At 61.0% G+C, this 19,785-nt stretch carries 22 protein-coding genes; 11 read left to right on the top strand and 11 right to left on the bottom strand.

Annotated elements, in window-relative coordinates; all coding sequences use genetic code 11:
- Window positions 1-29 precede the first annotated feature (29 nt).
- Window positions 30-677: a hypothetical protein gene (locus tag Q8X51_RS08375; RefSeq protein WP_027608050.1), complete on the bottom strand. Its 648-nt coding sequence runs from the start codon at window positions 675-677 to the stop codon at window positions 30-32.
- A 367-nt stretch (window positions 678-1,044) separates the two neighbouring features.
- On the opposite strand from Q8X51_RS08375, the gene coxB reads away from it, so the two are divergent.
- The 4 genes from coxB to Q8X51_RS08355 are packed head-to-tail and all read left to right on the top strand — an operon-like array spanning window position 1,045 to window position 5,316.
- Window positions 1,045-2,172 (top strand): cytochrome c oxidase subunit II, encoded by a 1,128-nt coding sequence (gene coxB / locus Q8X51_RS08370; protein ID WP_065926843.1) that lies wholly within the window; start codon window positions 1,045-1,047, stop codon window positions 2,170-2,172.
- 58 nt (window positions 2,173-2,230) lie between these two features.
- Window positions 2,231-3,820, top strand: a complete 1,590-nt coding sequence (gene ctaD, locus Q8X51_RS08365; protein WP_024072609.1) for a cytochrome c oxidase subunit I — start codon at window positions 2,231-2,233, stop codon at window positions 3,818-3,820.
- Window positions 3,821-3,841: 21 nt separating this feature from the next.
- Window positions 3,842-4,393 carry a cytochrome c oxidase assembly protein gene (locus Q8X51_RS08360; RefSeq protein ID WP_065926844.1) on the top strand — a complete coding sequence of 184 codons (552 nt, stop codon included), beginning with the start codon at window positions 3,842-3,844 and terminating at the stop codon, window positions 4,391-4,393.
- A 35-nt stretch (window positions 4,394-4,428) separates the two neighbouring features.
- Window positions 4,429-5,316 (top strand): cytochrome c oxidase subunit 3, encoded by an 888-nt coding sequence (locus tag Q8X51_RS08355; protein WP_027608047.1) that lies wholly within the window; start codon window positions 4,429-4,431, stop codon window positions 5,314-5,316.
- 6 nt (window positions 5,317-5,322) lie between these two features.
- Here the strand turns inward: Q8X51_RS08355 and Q8X51_RS08350 are convergent, their stop codons facing one another.
- Window positions 5,323-5,526 (bottom strand): twin transmembrane helix small protein, encoded by a 204-nt coding sequence (locus Q8X51_RS08350; protein WP_016978774.1) that lies wholly within the window; start codon window positions 5,524-5,526, stop codon window positions 5,323-5,325.
- 45 nt (window positions 5,527-5,571) lie between these two features.
- Between Q8X51_RS08350 and Q8X51_RS08345 the strand changes: the two genes are divergently transcribed.
- The 5 genes from Q8X51_RS08345 to Q8X51_RS08325 are packed head-to-tail and all read left to right on the top strand — an operon-like array spanning window position 5,572 to window position 9,495.
- On the top strand, window positions 5,572-6,336 hold the full coding sequence (locus tag Q8X51_RS08345) for an SURF1 family protein (protein WP_065926845.1): 765 nt from the start codon (window positions 5,572-5,574) through the stop codon (window positions 6,334-6,336).
- A complete protein-coding gene (locus Q8X51_RS08340; protein WP_065946462.1) occupies window positions 6,302-6,886 on the top strand; it encodes a hypothetical protein in 585 nt (194 codons plus the stop codon). The genes Q8X51_RS08345 and Q8X51_RS08340 overlap by 35 nt, the downstream gene beginning before the upstream one ends.
- Before the next feature lie 10 nt (window positions 6,887-6,896).
- A complete protein-coding gene (locus tag Q8X51_RS08335; RefSeq protein ID WP_407693779.1) occupies window positions 6,897-7,976 on the top strand; it encodes a COX15/CtaA family protein in 1,080 nt (359 codons plus the stop codon).
- Window positions 7,964-8,863 carry a heme o synthase gene (cyoE, locus tag Q8X51_RS08330; protein WP_065926848.1) on the top strand — a complete coding sequence of 300 codons (900 nt, stop codon included), beginning with the start codon at window positions 7,964-7,966 and terminating at the stop codon, window positions 8,861-8,863. The genes Q8X51_RS08335 and cyoE overlap by 13 nt, the downstream gene beginning before the upstream one ends.
- Window positions 8,860-9,495: an SCO family protein gene (locus Q8X51_RS08325; RefSeq protein ID WP_065926849.1), complete on the top strand. Its 636-nt coding sequence runs from the start codon at window positions 8,860-8,862 to the stop codon at window positions 9,493-9,495. The genes cyoE and Q8X51_RS08325 overlap by 4 nt, the downstream gene beginning before the upstream one ends.
- Window positions 9,496-9,578: 83 nt before the next feature.
- Here Q8X51_RS08325 and Q8X51_RS08320 read toward each other — a convergent pair whose 3' ends face one another.
- From Q8X51_RS08320 to Q8X51_RS08310, 3 genes are read right to left on the bottom strand one after another with little or no spacing between them, the layout of a single operon-like run.
- Window positions 9,579-10,352 carry a MetQ/NlpA family ABC transporter substrate-binding protein gene (locus Q8X51_RS08320; RefSeq protein WP_065926850.1) on the bottom strand — a complete coding sequence of 258 codons (774 nt, stop codon included), beginning with the start codon at window positions 10,350-10,352 and terminating at the stop codon, window positions 9,579-9,581.
- 51 nt (window positions 10,353-10,403) lie between these two features.
- Entirely contained in the window at window positions 10,404-11,078 is a 675-nt protein-coding gene (locus tag Q8X51_RS08315; protein WP_065926851.1) for a methionine ABC transporter permease, read from the bottom strand.
- On the bottom strand, window positions 11,078-12,085 hold the full coding sequence (locus Q8X51_RS08310; protein ID WP_065926852.1) for a methionine ABC transporter ATP-binding protein: 1,008 nt from the start codon (window positions 12,083-12,085) through the stop codon (window positions 11,078-11,080). The genes Q8X51_RS08315 and Q8X51_RS08310 overlap by 1 nt, the downstream gene beginning before the upstream one ends.
- A gap of 265 nt (window positions 12,086-12,350) precedes the next feature.
- On the opposite strand from Q8X51_RS08310, the gene katE reads away from it, so the two are divergent.
- Complete coding sequence (gene katE, locus Q8X51_RS08305; protein WP_323146620.1) at window positions 12,351-14,492, top strand: catalase HPII; 2,142 nt, start codon at window positions 12,351-12,353, stop codon at window positions 14,490-14,492.
- 65 nt (window positions 14,493-14,557) lie between these two features.
- On the opposite strand, the gene Q8X51_RS08300 is transcribed toward katE, so the two are convergent.
- The 4 genes from Q8X51_RS08300 to zur are packed head-to-tail and all read right to left on the bottom strand — an operon-like array spanning window position 14,558 to window position 17,363.
- Window positions 14,558-15,277 (bottom strand): PA5502 family lipoprotein, encoded by a 720-nt coding sequence (locus Q8X51_RS08300; RefSeq protein ID WP_065926854.1) that lies wholly within the window; start codon window positions 15,275-15,277, stop codon window positions 14,558-14,560.
- 37 nt (window positions 15,278-15,314) lie between these two features.
- Window positions 15,315-16,103 carry a zinc ABC transporter permease subunit ZnuB gene (gene znuB / locus Q8X51_RS08295; RefSeq protein ID WP_027608036.1) on the bottom strand — a complete coding sequence of 263 codons (789 nt, stop codon included), beginning with the start codon at window positions 16,101-16,103 and terminating at the stop codon, window positions 15,315-15,317.
- Window positions 16,096-16,881: a zinc ABC transporter ATP-binding protein ZnuC gene (gene znuC / locus Q8X51_RS08290; RefSeq protein WP_323146619.1), complete on the bottom strand. Its 786-nt coding sequence runs from the start codon at window positions 16,879-16,881 to the stop codon at window positions 16,096-16,098. Before znuC ends, znuB begins: the two co-directional genes overlap by 8 nt.
- Window positions 16,881-17,363: a zinc uptake transcriptional repressor Zur gene (gene zur, locus Q8X51_RS08285; protein ID WP_026136513.1), complete on the bottom strand. Its 483-nt coding sequence runs from the start codon at window positions 17,361-17,363 to the stop codon at window positions 16,881-16,883. The genes znuC and zur overlap by 1 nt, the downstream gene beginning before the upstream one ends.
- 58 nt (window positions 17,364-17,421) lie before the next feature.
- On the opposite strand from zur, the gene Q8X51_RS08280 reads away from it, so the two are divergent.
- Window positions 17,422-18,351: a zinc ABC transporter substrate-binding protein gene (locus Q8X51_RS08280; protein WP_065926856.1), complete on the top strand. Its 930-nt coding sequence runs from the start codon at window positions 17,422-17,424 to the stop codon at window positions 18,349-18,351.
- 128 nt (window positions 18,352-18,479) lie between these two features.
- On the opposite strand, the gene Q8X51_RS08275 is transcribed toward Q8X51_RS08280, so the two are convergent.
- Together Q8X51_RS08275 and Q8X51_RS08270 are read right to left on the bottom strand one after the other, a co-directional pair.
- Window positions 18,480-19,433 (bottom strand): homoserine kinase, encoded by a 954-nt coding sequence (locus Q8X51_RS08275; RefSeq protein ID WP_330215312.1) that lies wholly within the window; start codon window positions 19,431-19,433, stop codon window positions 18,480-18,482.
- A 56-nt stretch (window positions 19,434-19,489) separates the two neighbouring features.
- Window positions 19,490-19,780, bottom strand: coding sequence for a DUF2782 domain-containing protein (locus tag Q8X51_RS08270; protein ID WP_060756492.1), 291 nt, complete (start codon window positions 19,778-19,780; stop codon window positions 19,490-19,492).
- Window positions 19,781-19,785: the final 5 nt, after the last annotated feature.

Below are 19,785 nucleotides of genomic sequence, written 5' to 3'. Positions count from 1 at the left end.
CCACATTCATTCTCTGTGTCATTTAGGATTTAAGCCGGCTGATCCAACGCCAACTCAACCCCCAGCTGGCGGGACAGGCACGGCCAGCGCTTCCACGCGGCTTCCGTTGCCGGGCTTTTCAGCTGTTCGCGATACGCTTCGACAGACTCCAGTGCAAAGCTGTCTTCGTTGAGCATTTCATCCACCGCATGATGAACGGCTTCATCCAGCTGGTTGGCGAATGCTTCGCCGATCAACTGATGGGCAATCACGTTGGCCACGGTGGTATCTGCTGGAATCAGTGGTTGGCCAAAGTGTTTGATATACAAATCGTTGACCTCTTCCACCAGGCGATGGGCCAGGTAAGCCTCGTCCAGCAGACCGTCGAGCCCTTCATGGCCGGCCAGGATCGCGGGGGGCTGCAGGAAGAAATGCTCGGCGATTTTCAGCACTGGCTTGATCTGGCTTTCGATGCCGGCCTCGCGGGCCACGTCGTTGGCGGCGTCCAGCAGGTCCGGCACGAGATCGATGTAGGCCGTGACGAAACGGGTCATGACAATGTTGCGATCGCCATCAGCCAGGGAAATGGCCGAATGCAGGTGCGGCAATTGCTCTTCCAGCTGCTTGGCCAACTGGCCAGTGCTGGATTCGTGTTGATGGGCACGGGAAATCTGCTCGCGCAATGCGGCGGTGTTCATGAAGGCTCCAGTGAAGCAGGCGTAGGAATAGGGACAGCATAAGGTAGCTCGTTTATACGAGCGCCTAAGACGCATTTGTCATAATTATTTCATGGTTATGCACAGGCGTTATATCGAATTGCCATCGTTGGTCGGATAAACGATTCCGCAGCCGGTTTTATTAGGCCTGGCCACTCATTTTTGCTCATTTGCCCCTACACATTGCGGGGTTGCAGAGCGTGTCTATACTCGGGTTTGTACGCGATTAGCTGATGACGCCAGACTGCATAAGCAGGTAAGGCTAAGCGGTTGTAAGCAGTATGGAAGCCGCTCCCTTCGACGCAGGTGCAAACCGGCGGGATAACAAGAACGATAAGGGGAACCCGCAATGACGCGACATCCACATGTTTGGATGGGCCTCCTGTTGTGGTCGGTATTCGGCCAGGCGCACGCCGCCTGGACAACGAATATGGCGCCAGGGGCAACTGAAGTCAGTCACGCTGTGTTCGACCTGCACATGACCATTTTCTGGATCTGTGTAGTGATCGGCATTGTCGTTTTTGGCGCGATGTTCTGGTCGATGATCCTTCATCGCCGCTCTACGGGCCAGGTTGCGGCCAAATTCCACGAAAGCACCACCGTGGAAATCCTCTGGACCGTGGTGCCCTTGCTGATCCTGGTCGCGATGGCCATTCCGGCGACCAAGACCCTGATCAATATCTACGACAGCACCGAGTCGGATATCGATATCCAGGTCACCGGCTATCAGTGGAAGTGGCACTACAAATACCTGGGCCAGGACGTGGAGTTCTTCAGCAACCTGGCCACGCCCGCCGAGCAGATCCATAACCAGGCCACCAAGGGCGAACATTACCTGCTGGAAGTCGACCAGCCGCTGGTGCTGCCGGTGGGCGCCAAGGTGCGCTTCCTGGTGACCGCCGCCGACGTGATCCACTCCTGGTGGGTGCCGGCCTTTGCGGTCAAGCGTGACGCCATCCCGGGGTTCGTCAACGAAGCCTGGACCCGCGTCGAGAAGCCTGGCATCTACCGTGGCCAATGCGCCGAACTGTGTGGCAAGGACCACGGTTTCATGCCCATCGTGGTAGAGGTCAAGTCCAAGGCCGACTACGACACCTGGCTCGGCGAGCGCAAGGCAGAGGCCGCCAAGCTCAAGGAGCTGACCTCCAAGGAGTGGACGCTGGAAGAGCTGGTGGCCCGCGGCGACAAGGTCTACCACACCACCTGCGTGGCCTGTCACCAGGCCGAGGGCCAGGGCCTGCCACCGATGTTCCCGGCCCTCAAGGGTTCGAAAATCGCCACCGGGCCCAAGGAAGGTCACCTGAGCCTCGTCTACCACGGCAAGCCCGGTACGGCGATGGCCGCATTCGGCAAGCAGCTCTCGGAAGTGGATATCGCCGCCGTGGTGACCTACGAGCGCAACGCCTGGGGTAACAACAAAGGCGACATGGTCACGCCTAAAGACGTGCTGGCCATCAAGCAGGCGGAAAGCAAATGACTTCATTCATTGCGTATGCCCCGAACCGCCCCGCCCACTCGCTTGCAGGAGAACGGCCATGAGCGCTGTGATCGATGACCATGGCCACGCCGGTGACCATGCCCACGGCCCCGCCAAAGGCTTGATGCGCTGGGTGCTGACCACCAACCATAAGGACATCGGCACGATGTACCTGTGGTTCGCGTTCACCATGTTCCTGCTCGGCGGCTCGTTCGCCATGGTGATCCGTGCCGAGCTGTTCCAGCCTGGCCTGCAGATCGTCGAGCCGGCGTTTTTCAACCAGATGACCACCATGCACGGCCTGATCATGGTGTTCGGGGCGGTAATGCCGGCGTTTGTCGGCCTGGCCAACTGGATGATTCCGCTGATGATCGGCGCGCCGGACATGGCCTTGCCGCGCATGAACAACTTCAGCTTCTGGCTGCTGCCGGCGGCGTTCCTGCTGCTGGTCTCGACCCTGTTCACGCCTGGTGGCGGGCCGAATTTCGGCTGGACGTTCTACGCCCCGCTCTCCACCACCTACGCGCCGGAAAGCGTGACGTTCTTCATCTTCGCCATCCACTTGATGGGCATCAGCTCGATCATGGGCGCGATCAACGTGGTTGCCACCATCCTCAACCTGCGCGCGCCCGGCATGACCCTGATGAAGATGCCGCTGTTCGTCTGGACCTGGCTGATCACTGCGTTCCTGCTGATCGCGGTGATGCCGGTGCTGGCCGGCTGCGTGACCATGATGTTGATGGACATCCACTTCGGCACCAGCTTCTTCAGCGCGGCCGGTGGCGGTGATCCGGTGCTGTTCCAGCATGTGTTCTGGTTCTTCGGCCACCCCGAGGTGTACATCATGATCCTGCCGGCGTTTGGCGCCGTCAGTTCGATTATCCCGACCTTCTCGCGCAAGCCGTTGTTCGGCTATACGTCGATGGTCTACGCCACGGCGAGCATCGCGTTCCTCTCGTTTATCGTGTGGGCGCACCATATGTTCGTGGTGGGCATTCCGTTGGTCGGCGAGTTGTTCTTCATGTACGCCACGTTGCTGATTGCGGTGCCCACCGGCGTGAAGGTGTTCAACTGGGTCAGCACCATGTGGCAAGGCTCCCTGACCTTCGAGACGCCGATGCTGTTTGCCGTGGCCTTTGTGATCCTGTTCACCATCGGCGGCTTCTCCGGATTGATGCTGGCGATTGCCCCGGCGGACTTCCAGTATCACGACACCTACTTCGTGGTGGCGCACTTCCATTACGTACTGGTGCCTGGTGCGATCTTCGGCATCTTCGCCTCGGCCTACTACTGGCTGCCGAAATGGACCGGCCACATGTACGACGAAACCCTGGGCAAGCTGCATTTCTGGTTGTCTTTCGTGGGCATGAACATGGCGTTCTTCCCGATGCACTTCGTGGGACTGGCCGGTATGCCGCGTCGGGTGCCGGACTACAACCTGCAGTTCGCCGACTTCAATATGGTCTCGTCGATTGGCGCGTTCATGTTTGGCGCCACGCAGATCTTCTTCCTGTTTATCGTGATCAAGTGCATCCGTGGCGGCCCGCCCGCGCCGGCCAAGCCGTGGGATGGCGCCGAAGGCCTGGAGTGGAGCGTGCCCTCGCCCGCGCCGTACCACACCTTCACCACGCCACCGGAGGTCAAATGAACAGGGTAAGCGGAGGTGGTCATGGCTGACTCCGTGCCCCTCAAGCGCCTGGTTACCCGCCTGCTGATCCTGGTGGTAGCGATGTTCGCCTTCGGCTTTGCCCTGGTGCCGATCTACGACGTGATGTGCAAGGCGTTCGGCATCAACGGCAAGACGGCCGGGCAGTACGAAGGCGAGCAGGTCGTCGACCTCACGCGCCAGGTACGGGTGCAGTTCCTGTCCACCAATGCCATCGACATGGTCTGGGAGTTTCATTCCAAGGCTGACGAGGTGGTGGTCAACCCCGGTGCCGTCACCGAGATGCTGTTCGTGGCCTACAACCCCACTGACAAGCCGATGACCGCCCAGGCGGTGCCGAGCATTTCCCCCGCCGAAGCGGCGATGTATTTCCACAAGACCGAATGCTTTTGCTTCACCCAGCAAGTGCTGCAGCCAGGCCAACGCATCGAGATGCCAGTGCGTTTTATTGTCGACCGTGACATGCCCAAGGATGTGAAGCATTTGACCCTGGCGTACACGCTGTTTGATATCACTGCGCGCCAACCGCCCGTGGCTGTCCGTACCGGCGGCTAGCTACTGTTTGCCCGCTCAATCAGGAGAGCGAATACATGTCGACTCATGATACGTACTACGTACCAGCGCAAAGCAAATGGCCGATAATTGCCACGATTGGCATGCTGGTCACCGTGTATGGCCTGGCCGTGTGGTTCAACGACCTGAAGGCGGCACGCCCTGAATCCCACGGGCCGTGGATCTTTTTCGTCGGAGGGCTGTTGCTGGCCTACATGCTGTTTGGCTGGTTCGGTGCAGTGATCAAGGAAAGCCGCGCCGGTTTGTACAGCGCCCAGATGGACCGCTCGTTTCGCTGGGGCATGACCTGGTTCATTTTTTCCGAGGTGATGTTCTTCATCGCGTTTTTCGGTGCGCTGTTCTACGTGCGCCATTTGTCCGGTCCCGCATTGGCCGGCGAAGGCCCCAAAGGCATTGCGCACATGCTGTGGCCGAACTTCGAGTTTGCCTGGCCGTTGCTCAACAACCCGGACCCGAAGCTCTATCCCGCGCCGGAGGGCACCATCAGCCCGTGGGGCTTGCCGTTGGTGAACACCATCCTGCTGGTGAGTTCCAGCGTGACCATCACCATTGCCCACCACGCCTTGCGCAAGGGGCATCGCGGCGCGCTGAAAATCTGGCTGGCGATCACCGTCTTGCTGGGCCTGGCATTCCTCGGGTTCCAGGCCGAGGAATACATCCATGCCTATAAAGAACTGGGCCTGACCTTGGGTTCGGGGGTGTACGGCGCGACGTTCTTTATGCTCACGGGCTTCCACGGTGCTCACGTGACCATCGGCACCATCATTTTGTTTGTGATGCTGATGCGCATCCTGCGCGGGCATTTCAATGCCGAGCATCAGTTCGGTTTCGAGGCGGCCAGTTGGTATTGGCACTTCGTGGATGTGGTGTGGATCGGGCTGTTTTTCTTCGTCTATGTGCTCTGAGGCGACTTACCAGGGCGCATGAGATACCAGCTGGCCGCTGAAAAATCCCCAGGCGATCAATGCCACGGTGATCACGGCCAGTACCACACGCACGGTCAAGGCCGTCACGAGGCGGTTGGAGTTGCCCTCGTCCTTGACCAGGAAGAACAGGCCACTGAACAGGCTCACGACGGTCGCGATCAGCATCAGGGCAATGGCTGCTTTGAGCATGGTCTGGTTCCTGGCGTTGGTGGGCATTAAGGGGATGGGCGGGCAATGAAAACAAGTATAGCCAGCGCCATGAAACGCTTTCGTCCAGGTATCGCACCGACTGTGGTGGTGATGATTCTGCTGCCTTTGATGGTGGGCTTGGGCGTCTGGCAGCTGTCGCGCGGCCATGAGAAGCAGTTGCTGGTGGACAGCTATGCCGAACGCCGCGCCGCTGAGCCGATCAGCAGTGTGCAACTCGGGGATATGGCGGACCCGGCCTTTCGCCGCGTGCATCTGCGCGGGCAATTCGATGCCGAGCACAGCGTATTGCTGGATAACCGCATGCGCGACGGCAAGGCAGGTGTCGAGTTGCTGCAACCCTTTCATGACCAGGCCAGCGGCCTGTGGTTATTGCTCAATCGGGGCTGGTTGCCGTGGCCGGATCGGCGCACCCCGCCCGTCTTCACCACCCCGGATCAGCCTTTAAATCTCGACGCCTGGGTGTATGTCGCGCCCGGCGAAACCTTCCAGCTGCATGCGGACCCCACGACCGCGCAATGGCCGCGCCTGTTGACCGCGTTGCACCCCGCCGCGCTGTGGGCTGAGCTGGGCCGCAACGGTTTTGCCTATGAGCTGCGCACCGAAGCCGGCCCCGGCACGTACGAAACCACCTGGCCCATCGTTGCGATGGGGCCGGAAAAACACTTGGCCTACGCGGTGCAGTGGTTCGCCATGTCCCTGGCGCTACTGGCTCTTTACCTCTACCTCGGATGGCACACCACAAAGGAGAAGCCCCATGGGAACGGCCACGAATCCACTCAACATGTCTGAGGTACCTGATCGGCGCAAAGGCCGCTGGCAGCTGATGCTGATCCTGCTGATGGTGATCGGTCCGATGGTGCTGGCCACCTTCATGTACAAACTGCAGTTCTGGGTGCCGGACAGTCGCAGCTACCACGGAGAAATGATCGGTAACGGTCAGACCCGCGCCGATATTGGCGTGCAGGCCGATGAACAGCGCTGGCAGTTGCTGGTCACCGCGCCTGGCGCCTGCGCCGCCGATTGCCAGCAACTGGTGTACCTTGCGCGCCAGTTGCAGATCGGCCTGGGGCGCGACGCTTCACGCGCCAGCCATGCCTTGGCCAGTGCGCAACCGGTCGCTGCCGACTATGACACCAAGCTGAAGGCCGAATACCCGCAATTGCAGCGCTACTCACTGGATCTCTCGACGTTCACCAAAAACGCCGCCGCGCCGGGCGCTGCGCAACTGTGGATCGTCGACCCCCACGGCAACCTGGTGCTGCGCTACGACGCCAAGGTCAAGGGCAAGGACTTGCTCAATGACCTGCGCCACCTGTTGAAACTGTCGAACATCGGATAAGGGCATCGTCATGGCCAAACCTGGATTTCGCCTCGCGTTGTTTGCCACTTTGCTGGCGTTGATCGTCGTGCTGCTTGGCGCCTACACCCGCCTGACCCACGCCGGCCTCGGTTGCCCGGACTGGCCGGGCTGCTACGGCTTTATCAGCGTGCCGCAAAGCGAGGCACAGCTGGCCCATGCCGAATTGCATTTTCCCGATACGCCCGTGGAGGCTGACAAGGGCTGGGCGGAGATGACCCATCGCTACTTCGCCGGCACCCTGGGCCTGTTGATTGTGCTGTTGGCGGCGCGTTCGTGGAGCCATCGGCGTGATCCGGGCCAGCCAGTGAAACTGCCGTTCTTTCTGTTGATGGTGGTGTTCGCCCAGGCGGCGTTTGGCATGTGGACGGTGACCTTGAAGCTGTGGCCCCAGGTGGTGACGGGGCACTTGTTGGGCGGCTTTGCGACCTTGAGCCTGTTGTTCCTGCTGACCCTGCGTTTGTCCGGCGTGCTGCCCGCGTTGATCGTGCCCAGGCGCCTGCAATATTGGGCCACGGCGGGTCTGGTGCTGGTGATCGGCCAGATCGCCTTGGGCGGCTGGGTCAGTTCCAACTATGCAGCGGTGGCCTGCATCGATTTGCCCACCTGCCATGGCCAGTGGTGGCCTGCGGCGGACTTTGCCAACGGCTTTCACCTGACCCAGCACATCGGCCCCAATTACCTGGGCGGCCAGCTCGACAGCGACGCGCGCACCGCTATCCACCTGACCCACCGCATCGGTGCAGTGCTGGTCACCCTGGTGCTTGCGGGGCTGGCCTGGCAGCTGCGTGCGGTGGGTATGACGCGGCTCGCGGGCCTGCTGTTGATTGCCCTGGCGGCACAAATCAGCCTGGGCCTGAGCAACGTCTATTTCCACCTGCCGCTGCCGGTTGCGGTCGGCCATAACGCCGGCGGTGCAGCGTTGTTATTGACCCTGGTGCTGGTCAATTACCACGCCCGCACCAGTCTGGTCCGGGTGCGTCACCAGTTGCCCTTCGGCTGGCGCTTCAGCCCGCGCAAACACGTATCGGGCCTCATCACCCTTAAAGGAGAGATGCCATGGCGACCTTGATCGGCGCGCGCCACAGCCAGGCGATCTGGCGCGACTACCTGGAGCTGACCAAGCCGAAAGTGGTGGTGCTGATGCTCATCACCTCCCTGGTCGGCATGTTCCTCGCCACCCGCGCCGGTGTGCCGTGGGCGGTGCTGGTTTTCGGCAACCTGGGGATAGCCCTGTGTGCCGGTGGCGCGGCGGCGGTGAACCATGTGGTGGACCGGCGGATTGATGCGGTGATGGCCCGCACCCATAAGCGACCGTTGGCGGAGGGGCGTGTGTCGCCGGTGGCGGCGCTGGCCTTTGCTTTGTTTCTAGCCGTTGCAGGATTGGCCTTGTTGCTGGCGTTCACCAATCCCCTGGCGGCATGGCTGACGCTGGCTTCGCTGCTCGGTTACGCGGTGGTCTACACCGGTTTTCTCAAGCGTGCGACGCCGCAAAATATTGTCATCGGAGGCCTGGCCGGTGCCGCGCCACCGCTGTTGGGCTGGGTTGCCGTCACCGGCCATGTCAGCGCCGAACCCTTGTTGCTGGTGCTGATCATCTTCGCCTGGACCCCGCCGCACTTCTGGGCCCTGGCCATTCACCGCAAGGAGGAATACGCCAAGGCCGATATCCCGATGCTGCCCGTCACTCACGGGGAGCACTACACCAAGGTGCATATCCTGCTCTATACCTTCGCCCTGTTGGCGGTGAGCCTGATGCCCTATGTGATCCACATGAGCGGCCCGCTCTACCTGGCCTGTGCGCTGGTTTTGGGCGGACGCTTTCTGCAATGGGCCTGGGTGCTGTACCGTGGCGCTCAGCCGCACGCGGCGATCAACACCTTCAAGTACTCTATCTGGTACCTGTTCCTGCTGTTTATCGCCCTGCTCGTAGACCACTACTTACTGTTGAACCTATGACTCGAACTCAAAAAACCGTCTTTATCCTGGTGGCCATCGTCGCGTTGATCATGGGCCTGACCGTTAACAAAGTGCTCTCGGGCAAGGGCCAGGGCGACCCTACCGCGTTGATCGACGCCGGCATCATCCTGCTGCCGCAAAGCCGCCAGCTGCCGCCGGTCAGCATGACCAACCAGGACGGCCAGCCGGTGCGGGTCAACGAGTTGAAAGGCAAGTGGAGCCTGCTGTTCTTCGGCTACACCTTCTGCCCCGACATCTGCCCGACCACCCTCGCCCAACTGCGCCAGATCAAGAGCGAGTTGCCTAAGGAGGCTGTGGATAAGTTGCAGGTAATCCTGGTCAGCGTCGACCCGAACCGCGACACCCCGACCCAGCTCAAGCAGTACCTGGGCTACTTCGACCCGCAATTCGAAGGCCTCGCCGGCGCGAACGTGGAGGATGTGCAGAAGGTCTCGAATGCCGTGAGCATCCCGTTCATCCCGGCAGACACCAGCAAGCCCAACTACACCGTCGACCACAGCGGCAACCTGGCGCTGATCGGTCCGGATGGTACCCAGCGCGGCTTTATCCGTGCGCCGTTGAACAACCAGAAGCTGGTGGCGCAACTGCCAGGGCTGTTGCAGCGCAAGTAACAAGGCAATACACAACACATGTGGGAGGGGGTAAGCCCCCTCCCACATTTTTTGATCTCCAGCGTGTTGGAGACCGAGTCGGATCAGAACGCCGGCAGGATCGCGCCTTTGTACTTCTCTTGGATGAATTGCTTCACCTCAGGGGTGTGCAGGGCTGCAATCAGCTTCTTCATCGCGTCCGAATCCTGGTTGTCTTCGCGGCTCACGAGGATGTTCACGTAAGGCGAGTCATTGCCTTCGATCACCAGGGCGTCCTTGGACGGGTCCAGCTTGGCTTCCAGCGCATAGTTGGTGTTGATCAGCGCCAGGTCGACCTGGGTCAGCACGCGCGGCAGGGTGGCGGCTTCGAGTTCGCGGAATTTCAGGTTTTTCGGGTTTTCGGTGATGTCCTTGATGGTCGACAGGATGTTGGTCGGGTCCTTCAGGGTGATCAGGTTGTGCTTGGCCAGCAGCAACAGCGCGCGGCCACCGTTGGTGGCGTCGTTCGGGATCACCACGTTGGCGCCGTCAGGCAGGTCTTCCAGTTTTTTGTACTTGCTGGAGTAAGCGCCCAGGGGCTCCAGGTGCACAGCGCCGACGCTCACCAGGTGAGTGCCTTTGGCTTTGTTGAATTCATCCAGGTATGGCTGGTGCTGGAAGAAGTTCGCGTCCAGGCGCTTTTCCGCTACCTGGACGTTGGGCTGTACGTAATCGGTGAAGACTTTGACTTGCAGGTCCACGCCTTCTTTGGCGAGGGCAGGTTTCACGAATTCCAGGATTTCCGCGTGGGGCACCGGCGAGGCAGCGACTTTCAGGGTCTCGGCGGCGTGGGCGGAAAACGCGGCAACGGCGGCGAAAGCAACCAGTAGTTTTTTCATCCAACAAGCTCCTTGTTCGGGCATGTGCCGGCTTTTGACCGGCAATGGCCGTTATTTTCGAGAAAAGTGCACCACCAGCTTGTCGCCGACGGTTTGCAGAATTTGCACCAGGATCAACAGCATTACCACGGTGACCACCATCACATCGGTCTGGAAGCGCTGGTAACCGAAACGGATCGCCAGGTCACCCAGGCCTCCGGCACCGACGACACCGGCCATGGCCGTGTAGGACACCAGGGTAATCGCCGTCACCGTTATCGCCGCGAAGATGCCGGGGCGTGCCTCGGGCAGCAGCGCGTTGATGATGATCTGGCGGGTGCTGGCCCCCATGGACTGGGTGGCCTCGATGATGCCGCGGTCCACTTCACGCAAGGCGGTTTCCACCAGGCGCGCGAAGAATGGCGTGGCCCCTACGACCAGCGGCGGGATCGCGCCCGCTACGCCCAGGGAGGTACCGGTGATCAGCACGGTGAACGGGATCATCACGATCAGCAGGATGATGAACGGCAGCGAGCGCAGGATGTTCACGACCAGCGACAGCAGCGCGTACAGGCCTTTTTGCTCGAACAGCTGGCGTGGGCTGGTCAGGAACAGCAGCACGCCTAAAGGCAGGCCCAATACCACGGTGAAGAACAGCGAACCGAACAGCATGATCATGGTGTCGCCGGTGGCGAGCCAGATTTCGGACCAGTCGATATTGGCGAAGAAACTCAAGAAAACGTCCATCAGCGCAGCACCTCCATGTGGACGTCTGCGGCGGTAAAGCGGGCAAAGGCCGCTTCCATGTCACCGCCGGTGACCGCAAGGGTCAGTTGCCCGTAGGGGATGTCTTTGATGCGGTCGATGCGGCCGGCGAGGATGCTGTAGTCCACCCCCGTTTCGCGGGCGACGGTACCCAGCAATGGCGCGTAGGTCGCTTCACCCTGGAACGTCAGCCGTACGATGCGACCCGGTACATGGGCGAAGTCATCACGCTGCTCGCCTTCATCGACCTGCTCGGCTTCCTGCACGAAGCGCTTGGTGGTCGGGTGCTTGGGGTGCAGGAACACGTCCGCCACCGAGCCTTGCTCGACGATCACGCCGGCGTCCATCACGGCTACCTGGTCACACACGCGGCGGATCACATCCATTTCATGGGTGATCAGCACGATGGTCAGTTTCAACTCGCGATTGATCTCGGCCAGCAATTGCAGGACCGAGGCGGTGGTCTGCGGGTCGAGGGCGCTGGTGGCCTCGTCGCATAGCAGGATTTTCGGCTTGGTCGCCAGGGCGCGGGCGATGCCGACGCGCTGCTTCTGGCCACCGGACAACTGCGCCGGGTACTTCTTGGCGTGGTCCGACAGGCCGACGCGGGCAAGTAGCTCGGCGACACGTTGGTCGATGTCCTTGCGCGACAATTCGCCGGCCAGGGTCAGTGGCAAGGCCACATTGTCGGCAACGGTCTTGGACGCCAGCAGGTTGAAGTGCTGGAAGATCATCCCGACCTGCTGGCGGAAACGGCGCAGGCCGTTTGCGTCCAGGGCGGTGACTTCTTCGCCGTCCACCGTGATCTGGCCGCCGCTGGGCTCTTCCAGGCGGTTGATCAGGCGCAGCAGCGTGCTTTTACCTGCACCCGAGTGGCCGATCAGGCCAAACACCTGGCCGTTTTCGACGCGCAGGCTGGTGGGGTACAGCGCGGGAATATCCTTACCGGCGACGCGGTAGGTTTTATGGACGTTTTGAAACTCGATCACGTAGCGAACCTTGTGGGGCGCATTGAAAAGGGATCAGCGGTTAGCCGGGCGCGCATTTTAGCCTGTCCGTATAGCGTTTCTTAGCATTTATTTCGCATTCAACCAGTGATTTGGCAATAACGCGATCAAAGGTCATAAAAAAGGAACGGCAGAAAACCGTGTCAGTCACTACTTAAGCAACTCGATTTCCCAGGTGCCGTGCCTGGGGTTTTGCTCAAACGAGCCGGGGACCGCTCTGGCCACTTTGAATAAGGAGTTTTGACTGATGAGTACCAAGAAGCCAGCCACCCCGTCGAAGAGTGAACTTGCAGGCACCGACACCCTGGACCGTGGCAACACCAACGCCAAGCTGCAAGCCCTGGAGGAATTCCGTTCCGATGCGACCGGCCAGGCCCTGCGTACCAACCAAGGCGTGAAGATCTCCGACAACCAGAACACATTGAAAGTCGGTGCCCGCGGCCCCTCGCTGCTGGAAGACTTCATCATGCGTGAAAAAATCACGCACTTTGACCATGAGCGTATCCCCGAGCGCATCGTGCATGCCCGGGGCACCGGCGCCCATGGCTATTTCCAGACCTATGAAAACCATTCCGCGCTGAGCAAGGCAGGTTTCCTACGTAACCCCGAGCATAAAACCCCGGTGTTCGTGCGTTTCTCCACCGTGCAGGGCCCGCGTGGCTCGGGCGATACGGTGCGTGACGTGCGCGGTTTCGCGGTGAAGTTCTTCACCGACGAGGGCAACTTCGACCTGGTCGGCAACAACATGCCGGTGTTTTTCATTCAGGATGCGATCAAGTTTCCCGACTTCGTGCATGCGGTAAAACCTGAGCCACACAACGAAATTCCTACCGGCGGCTCGGCCCACGATACGTTCTGGGATTTTGTTTCGTTGCAGCCGGAGTCGGCGCACATGGTGATCTGGGCGATGTCTGACCGCGCCATTCCAAAAAGCCTGCGTGCCATGCAGGGGTTTGGCATTCACACCTTCCGCTTGATCAATACCGAAGGTAAGTCCAGCTTTGTGAAGTTCCACTGGCACCCGAAGGTCGGCACCTGTTCCCTGGTGTGGGACGAAGCGCAAAAGCTTGCCGGTAAAGATACCGATTACCACCGCCGTGACCTGTGGGAAGCGATTGAAAGCGGCGACTACCCTGAGTGGGAGCTGGGTGTGCAGATCGTTGCGGAAGAAGACGAGCATAAGTTCGACTTTGACCTGCTCGATCCGACCAAGATCATCCCCGAGGAACTGGTGCCGATCACGCCGCTGGGCAAGATGGTGCTGAACCGTAACCCGGATAACTTCTTTGCCGAAGTCGAGCAGGTCGCGTTTTGCCCGGGCCACATCGTGCCGGGTATCGACTTCACCAACGACCCGTTGCTGCAAGGTCGTCTGTTTTCCTACACGGATACGCAGATCAGCCGTCTCGGCGGTCCGAACTTCCATGAGCTGCCGATTAACCGGCCGGTAGTACCTTTCCACAACGGCCAGCGCGACGCCCAGCACCGCACCGTGATCGACAAGGGCCGTGCTGCTTACGAGCCGAACTCGATCGATGGCGGCTGGCCGAAAGAAACGCCACCGTCTGCCCAGGATGGCGGTTTCGAAACCTATTACGAGCGCGTCGATGCCAATAAGGTGCGTGAGCGCAGTGAGTCGTTTGGTGACCACTTTTCCCAGGCTGCGCTGTTTTTCCACAGCATGAGCCACCACGAGAAAGAGCACATCATCGCGGCCTACAGCTTCGAGTTGGGCAAGGTGGAGCGCGAGTTTATCCGCGCGCGTCAGGTCAACGAGATTCTGGCCAATATCGATTTGGAACTGGCCAAGCGCGTGGCGCAGAACCTTGGTCTGCCGGCGCCGACCAAAGGCACGGTAGCGCCGCGTGAGTCTTCGCTGAAAGAGTCGCCGGCATTGAGCCAGGTGAACCTGCTGTCCGGCGATATCAAGACGCGCAAAGTCGCGATTCTCGCGGCTGACGGTGTGGATGGAGCGGCAATCGATGCGCTGAAACAAGCACTGGAGACAGAAGGTGCCCATGCCAAGTTGCTGGGGCCGACCTCGGCGCCGGTGAAGACGGCGGATGGCAAGCGCCTGCCGGTGGATGCGTCGATGGAAGGCATGCCGTCGATTGCGTTTGACGCCGTATTTATTCCAGGCGGAAAAGAGTCGGTTAAAGCACTGAGCGGTGATGGTGTGGCATTGCATTACGTTCTGGAAGCCTACAAACACCTGAAGGCGATTGCGGTTGCCAGTGACGTGAAGCCACTGCTGGATCTGCTGAAGCTGGAGACGGATGCGGGGTTGATCGTGGGTTCGGATGCGAAAGCGTTCAAGGCGTTTTTTGCCGCGATTGCACAGCATCGGGTTTGGGATCGTGAGCCGAAGGCTAAGGCGATTCCGGCCTGATTTTTTGGTTGTTTGTTAGATCGCCATCGGGGGGGCAAGTCGAATCGTCGCACCGCCCCGATGCTTTATTCCGCCTTGCGCGGGATCAGCACAACCTGCGCCGGAATATGTTTCAGAATCTGCCGGTGAATCTTCAGGTCATACCCTGAATCAATACGCTTCACCCGTTTGGTCAGCAACGTGGCCAGCCACGGGTAATCCTGGGTGCGCGGCGCCTGGATCGTCACATCGCACTGGTAATTCACCACGTCGGTGGCAATCGCATCCAGTTGATGGCGCAGCGCTTCAATATCAGTAAGGTTCAGCGCCACGGTGGTGCTTGGCGCGGCCGGGTCGATGACCTTGGCAGCTGGCTTGGCTTCGGCGGCCTTGAGGGCCTCTTCGGCTTTATCCAGCTCGACTTTACGGGCGTGGGTGATGGCGCTGTTGACGCCACCGGTCAGCGCCGGCGCCTTGGGCATCAGCGCGCGGGCACGGCTCAGGGCGGTGGCGGCGGCGTTTACATCGCCTTTTTGCAGCACAATCTGGCTGCGCTGCAGGTAAGCCTCGGCCAATTGACGTTGGTAGGGCTCCAGCGTCGGGTCATTGGGCGACTGGGCCTGCAGCGCGGCCAGTTGGTCTTCGGCGGTGGCCAGCTCACTGCTGGCCAGGTTTTGCTCCAGCTGCGCGATGGCCGCAGCACGCGGATCCGGCGCCTCTGGGGCGGCGGGCGGTGTGCTTTGACAGGCGCCCAGCAGCAGGGAAAACGCGGCAAGGAGCAGATAACGGGAGGTGAACAACTTCATTCCTGCGACTCTCTATTTGCGCAAAAAGCGAGCAAGTCTACACCCCTCGACGGGGCAGGACAAAACTCAGCAGAAACAGGGCGGCCGCCGTGACTACGATCGACGGTCCGGCCGGTGTGTCCTTGAACCATGACAACGCCAGGCCCCCGCACACTGCCAGCATCCCCAACAGGCTGGCACCGATTGCCATCTGCTCCGGCGAGCGGGCGTGGCGCTGGGCGGCGGCGGCCGGAATGATCAACAGCGATGTGATCAACAATACGCCGACAATCTTCATCGCGACAGCGATCACCACGGCAATCAGCAGCATCAGGGCCATGCGCAACGCTGGTACGGGCAAACCTTCGACCCTGGCCAGTTCTTCATGCACCGTGATGGCCAGCAGTGGGCGCCACAGGGCGACCAATAGCACCAATACTGCGGCGCTGCCGCCGAGAATCCAGGCAAGATCGGTGGGGCTGATCGCCAGCAGGTCGCCGAACAGATAGGCCATCAGGTCGATGCGCACTTCATGCATAAAGCTCAGCACCACCAGGCCCAGGGACAGCGTGCTCGGCGCCAGGATGCCCAACAGGGTGTCCGAGGCCAGTGGCTGGCGCTGTTGCAGGGTCACCAGCAGCACCGCCAGCAGCAGGCAACCCACGGTCACGGCGATGGTCGGGCTCACATCCAGCAGGAAGCCCATGGCCACGCCCAGCAGCGCGGCATGGGACAAGGTGTCGCCAAAATACGCCATGCGCCGCCAGACCACGAACGAGCCCAGCGGGCCCGCCACCAGCGCCAGAGCCAAGCCTGCCAGCAGGGCGTAAAGCAGAAAATCAGCCATGCTTGCAGCTATCTCCATGAACGTGGGTGTGGGGCGTCGCGGGATCGTCAACGACAGCGCCATGCAGGTCATGGGCGTGATCGTGATGGTGGTGATAGATCGCCAGGCTCTGGGCGTTCTTGCCGAACAGTTCGACGAACGCCGGGTCGCTGCTGACTTGTTCCGGGTGGCCGGAGCAGCACACGTGGCGGTTGAGGCATACCACTTGGTCGGTGGTGCTCATCACCAGGTGCAAATCATGGGAGACCATCAGCACGCCGCAGCCATGGCGGTCGCGCAGGCGGGTGATCAGGCTGTACAGCTCGGCCTGGCCGGCGACGTCGACGCCCTGCACGGGTTCATCCAGCACCAGCAACTCGGGCTCGCGCAGCAGGGCACGGGCCAGCAGCACGCGCTGCATTTCGCCGCCGGAGATGCTTTGCACCGGGCTGTCGATGACCTGCTCGGCACCGACTTCCTTGAGGGCGGCCTGCGCGCGGGCGCGGTCCACACCGGGCACCAGGCGCAAAAATCGCAGTACAGACAAGGGCAAGGTCGGATCAACATGCAGCTTTTGCGGCATGTAGCCCACGCGCAGCCTGGGCTTGCGCCACACGCTGCCGGTGTCGGGCTTGAGCAGGCCGAGTACGGCGCGCACCAGGGTGGTCTTGCCGGCGCCATTGGGGCCGATCAGGGTGACGATCTGCCCCGGCTGGACGCTCAAGGCGATGTTATCCAGCACGTTCTGCCCGGCAAACGTGACGCCGACCTGCTCCAGGCGGATTAACGCGTTGCTCATCAAGCCCCCTGGCAGCCCGAGCACAGGCCGACCACTTCGACCGTCTGCCCTTCGACCCGGAAGCCTACGTCGGCGGAGCTCTTGATGATGGCGTCGCTGATGCTTTTTTGTTCAAGTTCGATGGCGGCGTGGCACTCGCGGCAGATCAGGAACTGGCCCTGATGCGCGTGCTCCGGGTGGTTGCAGCCGACAAAGGCGTTGAGCGAGGCAATGCGGTGCACCAGGCCGTTTTCCAGCAGGAAATCCAGCGCGCGGTACACGGTCGGCGGCGCGGCCCGGCGGCCGTCCTGCTCGCTGAGCACACCCAGGATGTCGTAGGCACCCAGGGGCTTGTGGCTCTGCCAGACGAGTTCCAGCACCCGGCGACGCAGGGCGGTCAGGCGCAAGCCTTTCTGTGCGCACAGGGTGTCGGCCTCCGACAGCGCGGTATGCACGCAGTGAGAGTGGTCGTGTGGACGGCTGGCAAGCGGTGTTTTAGGCATGAGCGGCGACAGATATTTGATAGAGACGTTATTATGTTACCCGTTCCTACGTCATTGAGTGGTCATCGTGTCCCGACTTTTTCCCGTTTTTGTCGTATTTGTCACCAGTTTGTTCCTCGCTGGCGCCGCTCAGGCCGAGGTCAAGGTGCTCACGAGCATCAAGCCATTGCAGTTGATTGCCGCTGCCGTGCAGGACGGTGTGGCGGTTCCGGAGGTATTGCTGCCGCCGGGTGCATCGCCCCATAACTTCGCCTTGCGCCCATCCGACGTACGGCGCGTGCAGTCGGTCGATCTGCTGTATTGGATCGGGCCGGACATGGAGGGCTTCCTGCCTCGCGTGCTCAAGGGGCGTACCGCGCTGACCGTAGCAGTTCAAGACCTGCCGGGGATGAAATTGCGTCGGTTCGCCGAAGATAGCCATTCCCACGCCGACGATGCCGACGAACATGACCATGATCACCGCCCGGGGAGCCTGGATGCGCACCTGTGGCTGTCCACGGTGAACGCTCGGGTGATCGCAGCGCGTATGGCCGCTGACCTCAGTGCAGCGGACCCCGTGAACGCCGCGCGTTATCAGAGCAATGCCAAGGCTTTCGACGAGCGCCTGGATGCACTGGATGCGCGCCTGAAAAAACGCCTGGCGAGCATCGGTGACAAACCTTACTTCGTGTTCCACGAAGCCTTTGATTACTTTGAAGACGCCTACGGGCTCAAGCACACCGGCGTGTTCAGCGTTGCCGCCGAAGTGCAGCCTGGCGCCCAGCATGTGGCGGCGATGCGTACGCGTTTGCAGGAAGTGGGCAAGACCTGTGTGTTCAGTGAACCGCCGCTGCGTCCACGTTTGGCGGAAACCCTGGTGGCAGGTTTGCCGGTGAAGCTGGCGGAATTGGATGCGCTGGGCGGCTACACCCCGGCCACAGCCCAGGGTTACGAACAGGTGCTGGAGAAGTTGGGGAACGACTTGGCAGGGTGCCTGGAGTCGTTATAAGCCGCAACGCAGATCAAATGTGGGAGGGGCTTGCTCCCGATAGCAGAGTGCCAGTCAGTGCATAAGTTGACTGATCTACCGCTATCGGGAGCAAGCCCCCTCCCACATTTTTTTGCCCGCCTGAACCGTTAAAGGGCGAACGGCAGGTGGACAGTGACGTCTTGGCGTTGCGCCAGCCGATGCTCGAACTCGGCGGGATCGTGAATGAGAACATCCTGCCCGGCAAAGGACTCAGCGGCGATCAGGCGCGACAGCCAGAACCGCACGCACGCCACCCGCAGCATGGTCGGCCATAGCTCGGCCTCCTTGGCCGTGAACGGCCGCAGGCCTGCGTAGGCACCCAGCAGCGCTCGGGCGCGCGGGCCATCAATCACGCCATCGGCGTGTGAACACCAGTCATTCAGAGTGATCGCCACGTCGTACAGCATCGGGCCCGAGCAGGCATTGTAGAAGTCGATCAGACCCGTCAGGTGCGTGCCCTCGAACATCGCGTTGTCGCGGAACAGGTCGGCGTGCACGTTGGCGCGTGGCAGGGCGAGGATCTCGGCCTTATGGGTCTCGATTTCAGTCAATGCTGCTTGCAGCAGGCTTTGCTGTGCATCGTCCAGGTGCGAAATCAGCTGCGCACCCTCGCTGAGCATCCAGTCCAGGCCGCGATCGGTCCTGCGCTCCAGCACCTTCTCGCCTTGCGTCGCCAGGTGCAGATGGCCGAGCAGGTCGCCGACCTGGGCGCAATGCTGTGAGTTGGCGTCCTTGATGTGCTTGCCGGCCAGGCGTGGTTGCAGCAGGGCTGGTTTGCCTTTCAGTTCGCGCAATGCAACGCCATCGGTGGTACGCAGGGCATAGGGCACCGGCAGGTTGGCATCGTGGAGCACGTCGAGCAGTTCGATGAAGAACGGCATTTCCTGCACGGGCCCGCGCTCAACCAGGGTCAGGACGTACTCGCCCTGTTCCAGGCTGATAAAGAAATTGGTGTTTTCGCTACCAGCGGCAATCCCCTGGAAATCAAGCAGGCGGCCGAGCCCGTAGGGGGCGAGAAAGGTTTCCAGCTCGGGCCGAGCCAGGGGGGTGAACACAGACATGGTTAAAACTGCCAGTACGGGCGCCGCAGTGGGCGGCGCCAATTGAAGTTAAGAAATCATTTCCATTCGAAGATCTTCCATGACGGGATCAGCATATCCGGCTGGTCAGAGCGGATGAAGTTCGCGTCGGTTCCATCCGCGCGTACCAGGAAATACGGAGGCGCGCCTTTTACGGTCACCTTGATTGCATACAGGAAACCGTTTTGACGGTACTCCTGGATAGTCCGGTCGCCTTCCGTGCGAATGGTCACTTCCGGATCACCCGAAGGCGCGCTGTCTGCCGCCATGGCAGCCATCGGAGCGAGTGCAATCAGGCCGGTCAACAGCAGGCGATTGAATGTACGCATGATAA

Origin of the sequence: Pseudomonas sp. Yb2C2 (assembly GCF_052112325.1) — a bacterium.
Taxonomy (GTDB): Bacteria; Pseudomonadota; Gammaproteobacteria; order Pseudomonadales; family Pseudomonadaceae; genus Aquipseudomonas; species Aquipseudomonas marginalis.
Note: the sequence above shows the minus strand (reverse complement) of the source record. Positions and strands in the feature narration are given on the sequence as shown.

Bases quoted from the DNA above. Each gene is read 5' to 3' on its own strand.
- znuB (WP_027608036.1), bottom strand. From the start codon at position 16,103: ATGGCTGATTTTCTGCTTTACGCCCTGCTGGCAGGCTTGGCTCTGGCG.
- Q8X51_RS08315 (WP_065926851.1), bottom strand. From the start codon at position 11,078: ATGGACGTTTTCTTGAGTTTCTTCGCCAATATCGACTGGTCCGAAATC.
- Q8X51_RS08340 (WP_065946462.1), top strand. From the start codon at position 6,302: ATGGGAACGGCCACGAATCCACTCAACATGTCTGAGGTACCTGATCGG.
- katE (WP_323146620.1), top strand. From the start codon at position 12,351: ATGAGTACCAAGAAGCCAGCCACCCCGTCGAAGAGTGAACTTGCAGGC.
- Q8X51_RS08270 (WP_060756492.1), bottom strand. From the start codon at position 19,780: ATGCGTACATTCAATCGCCTGCTGTTGACCGGCCTGATTGCACTCGCT.
- coxB (WP_065926843.1), top strand. From the start codon at position 1,045: ATGACGCGACATCCACATGTTTGGATGGGCCTCCTGTTGTGGTCGGTA.
- Q8X51_RS08345 (WP_065926845.1), top strand. From the start codon at position 5,572: ATGAAAACAAGTATAGCCAGCGCCATGAAACGCTTTCGTCCAGGTATC.
- znuC (WP_323146619.1), bottom strand. From the start codon at position 16,881: ATGAGCAACGCGTTAATCCGCCTGGAGCAGGTCGGCGTCACGTTTGCC.
- ctaD (WP_024072609.1), top strand. From the start codon at position 2,231: ATGAGCGCTGTGATCGATGACCATGGCCACGCCGGTGACCATGCCCAC.
- Q8X51_RS08320 (WP_065926850.1), bottom strand. From the start codon at position 10,352: ATGAAAAAACTACTGGTTGCTTTCGCCGCCGTTGCCGCGTTTTCCGCC.
- Q8X51_RS08350 (WP_016978774.1), bottom strand. From the start codon at position 5,526: ATGCTCAAAGCAGCCATTGCCCTGATGCTGATCGCGACCGTCGTGAGC.
- Q8X51_RS08275 (WP_330215312.1), bottom strand. From the start codon at position 19,433: ATGTCTGTGTTCACCCCCCTGGCTCGGCCCGAGCTGGAAACCTTTCTC.
- Q8X51_RS08300 (WP_065926854.1), bottom strand. From the start codon at position 15,277: ATGAAGTTGTTCACCTCCCGTTATCTGCTCCTTGCCGCGTTTTCCCTG.
- Q8X51_RS08375 (WP_027608050.1), bottom strand. From the start codon at position 677: ATGAACACCGCCGCATTGCGCGAGCAGATTTCCCGTGCCCATCAACAC.
- cyoE (WP_065926848.1), top strand. From the start codon at position 7,964: ATGGCGACCTTGATCGGCGCGCGCCACAGCCAGGCGATCTGGCGCGAC.
- Q8X51_RS08355 (WP_027608047.1), top strand. From the start codon at position 4,429: ATGTCGACTCATGATACGTACTACGTACCAGCGCAAAGCAAATGGCCG.
- Q8X51_RS08360 (WP_065926844.1), top strand. From the start codon at position 3,842: ATGGCTGACTCCGTGCCCCTCAAGCGCCTGGTTACCCGCCTGCTGATC.
- Q8X51_RS08325 (WP_065926849.1), top strand. From the start codon at position 8,860: ATGACTCGAACTCAAAAAACCGTCTTTATCCTGGTGGCCATCGTCGCG.
- Q8X51_RS08335 (WP_407693779.1), top strand. From the start codon at position 6,897: ATGGCCAAACCTGGATTTCGCCTCGCGTTGTTTGCCACTTTGCTGGCG.
- zur (WP_026136513.1), bottom strand. From the start codon at position 17,363: ATGCCTAAAACACCGCTTGCCAGCCGTCCACACGACCACTCTCACTGC.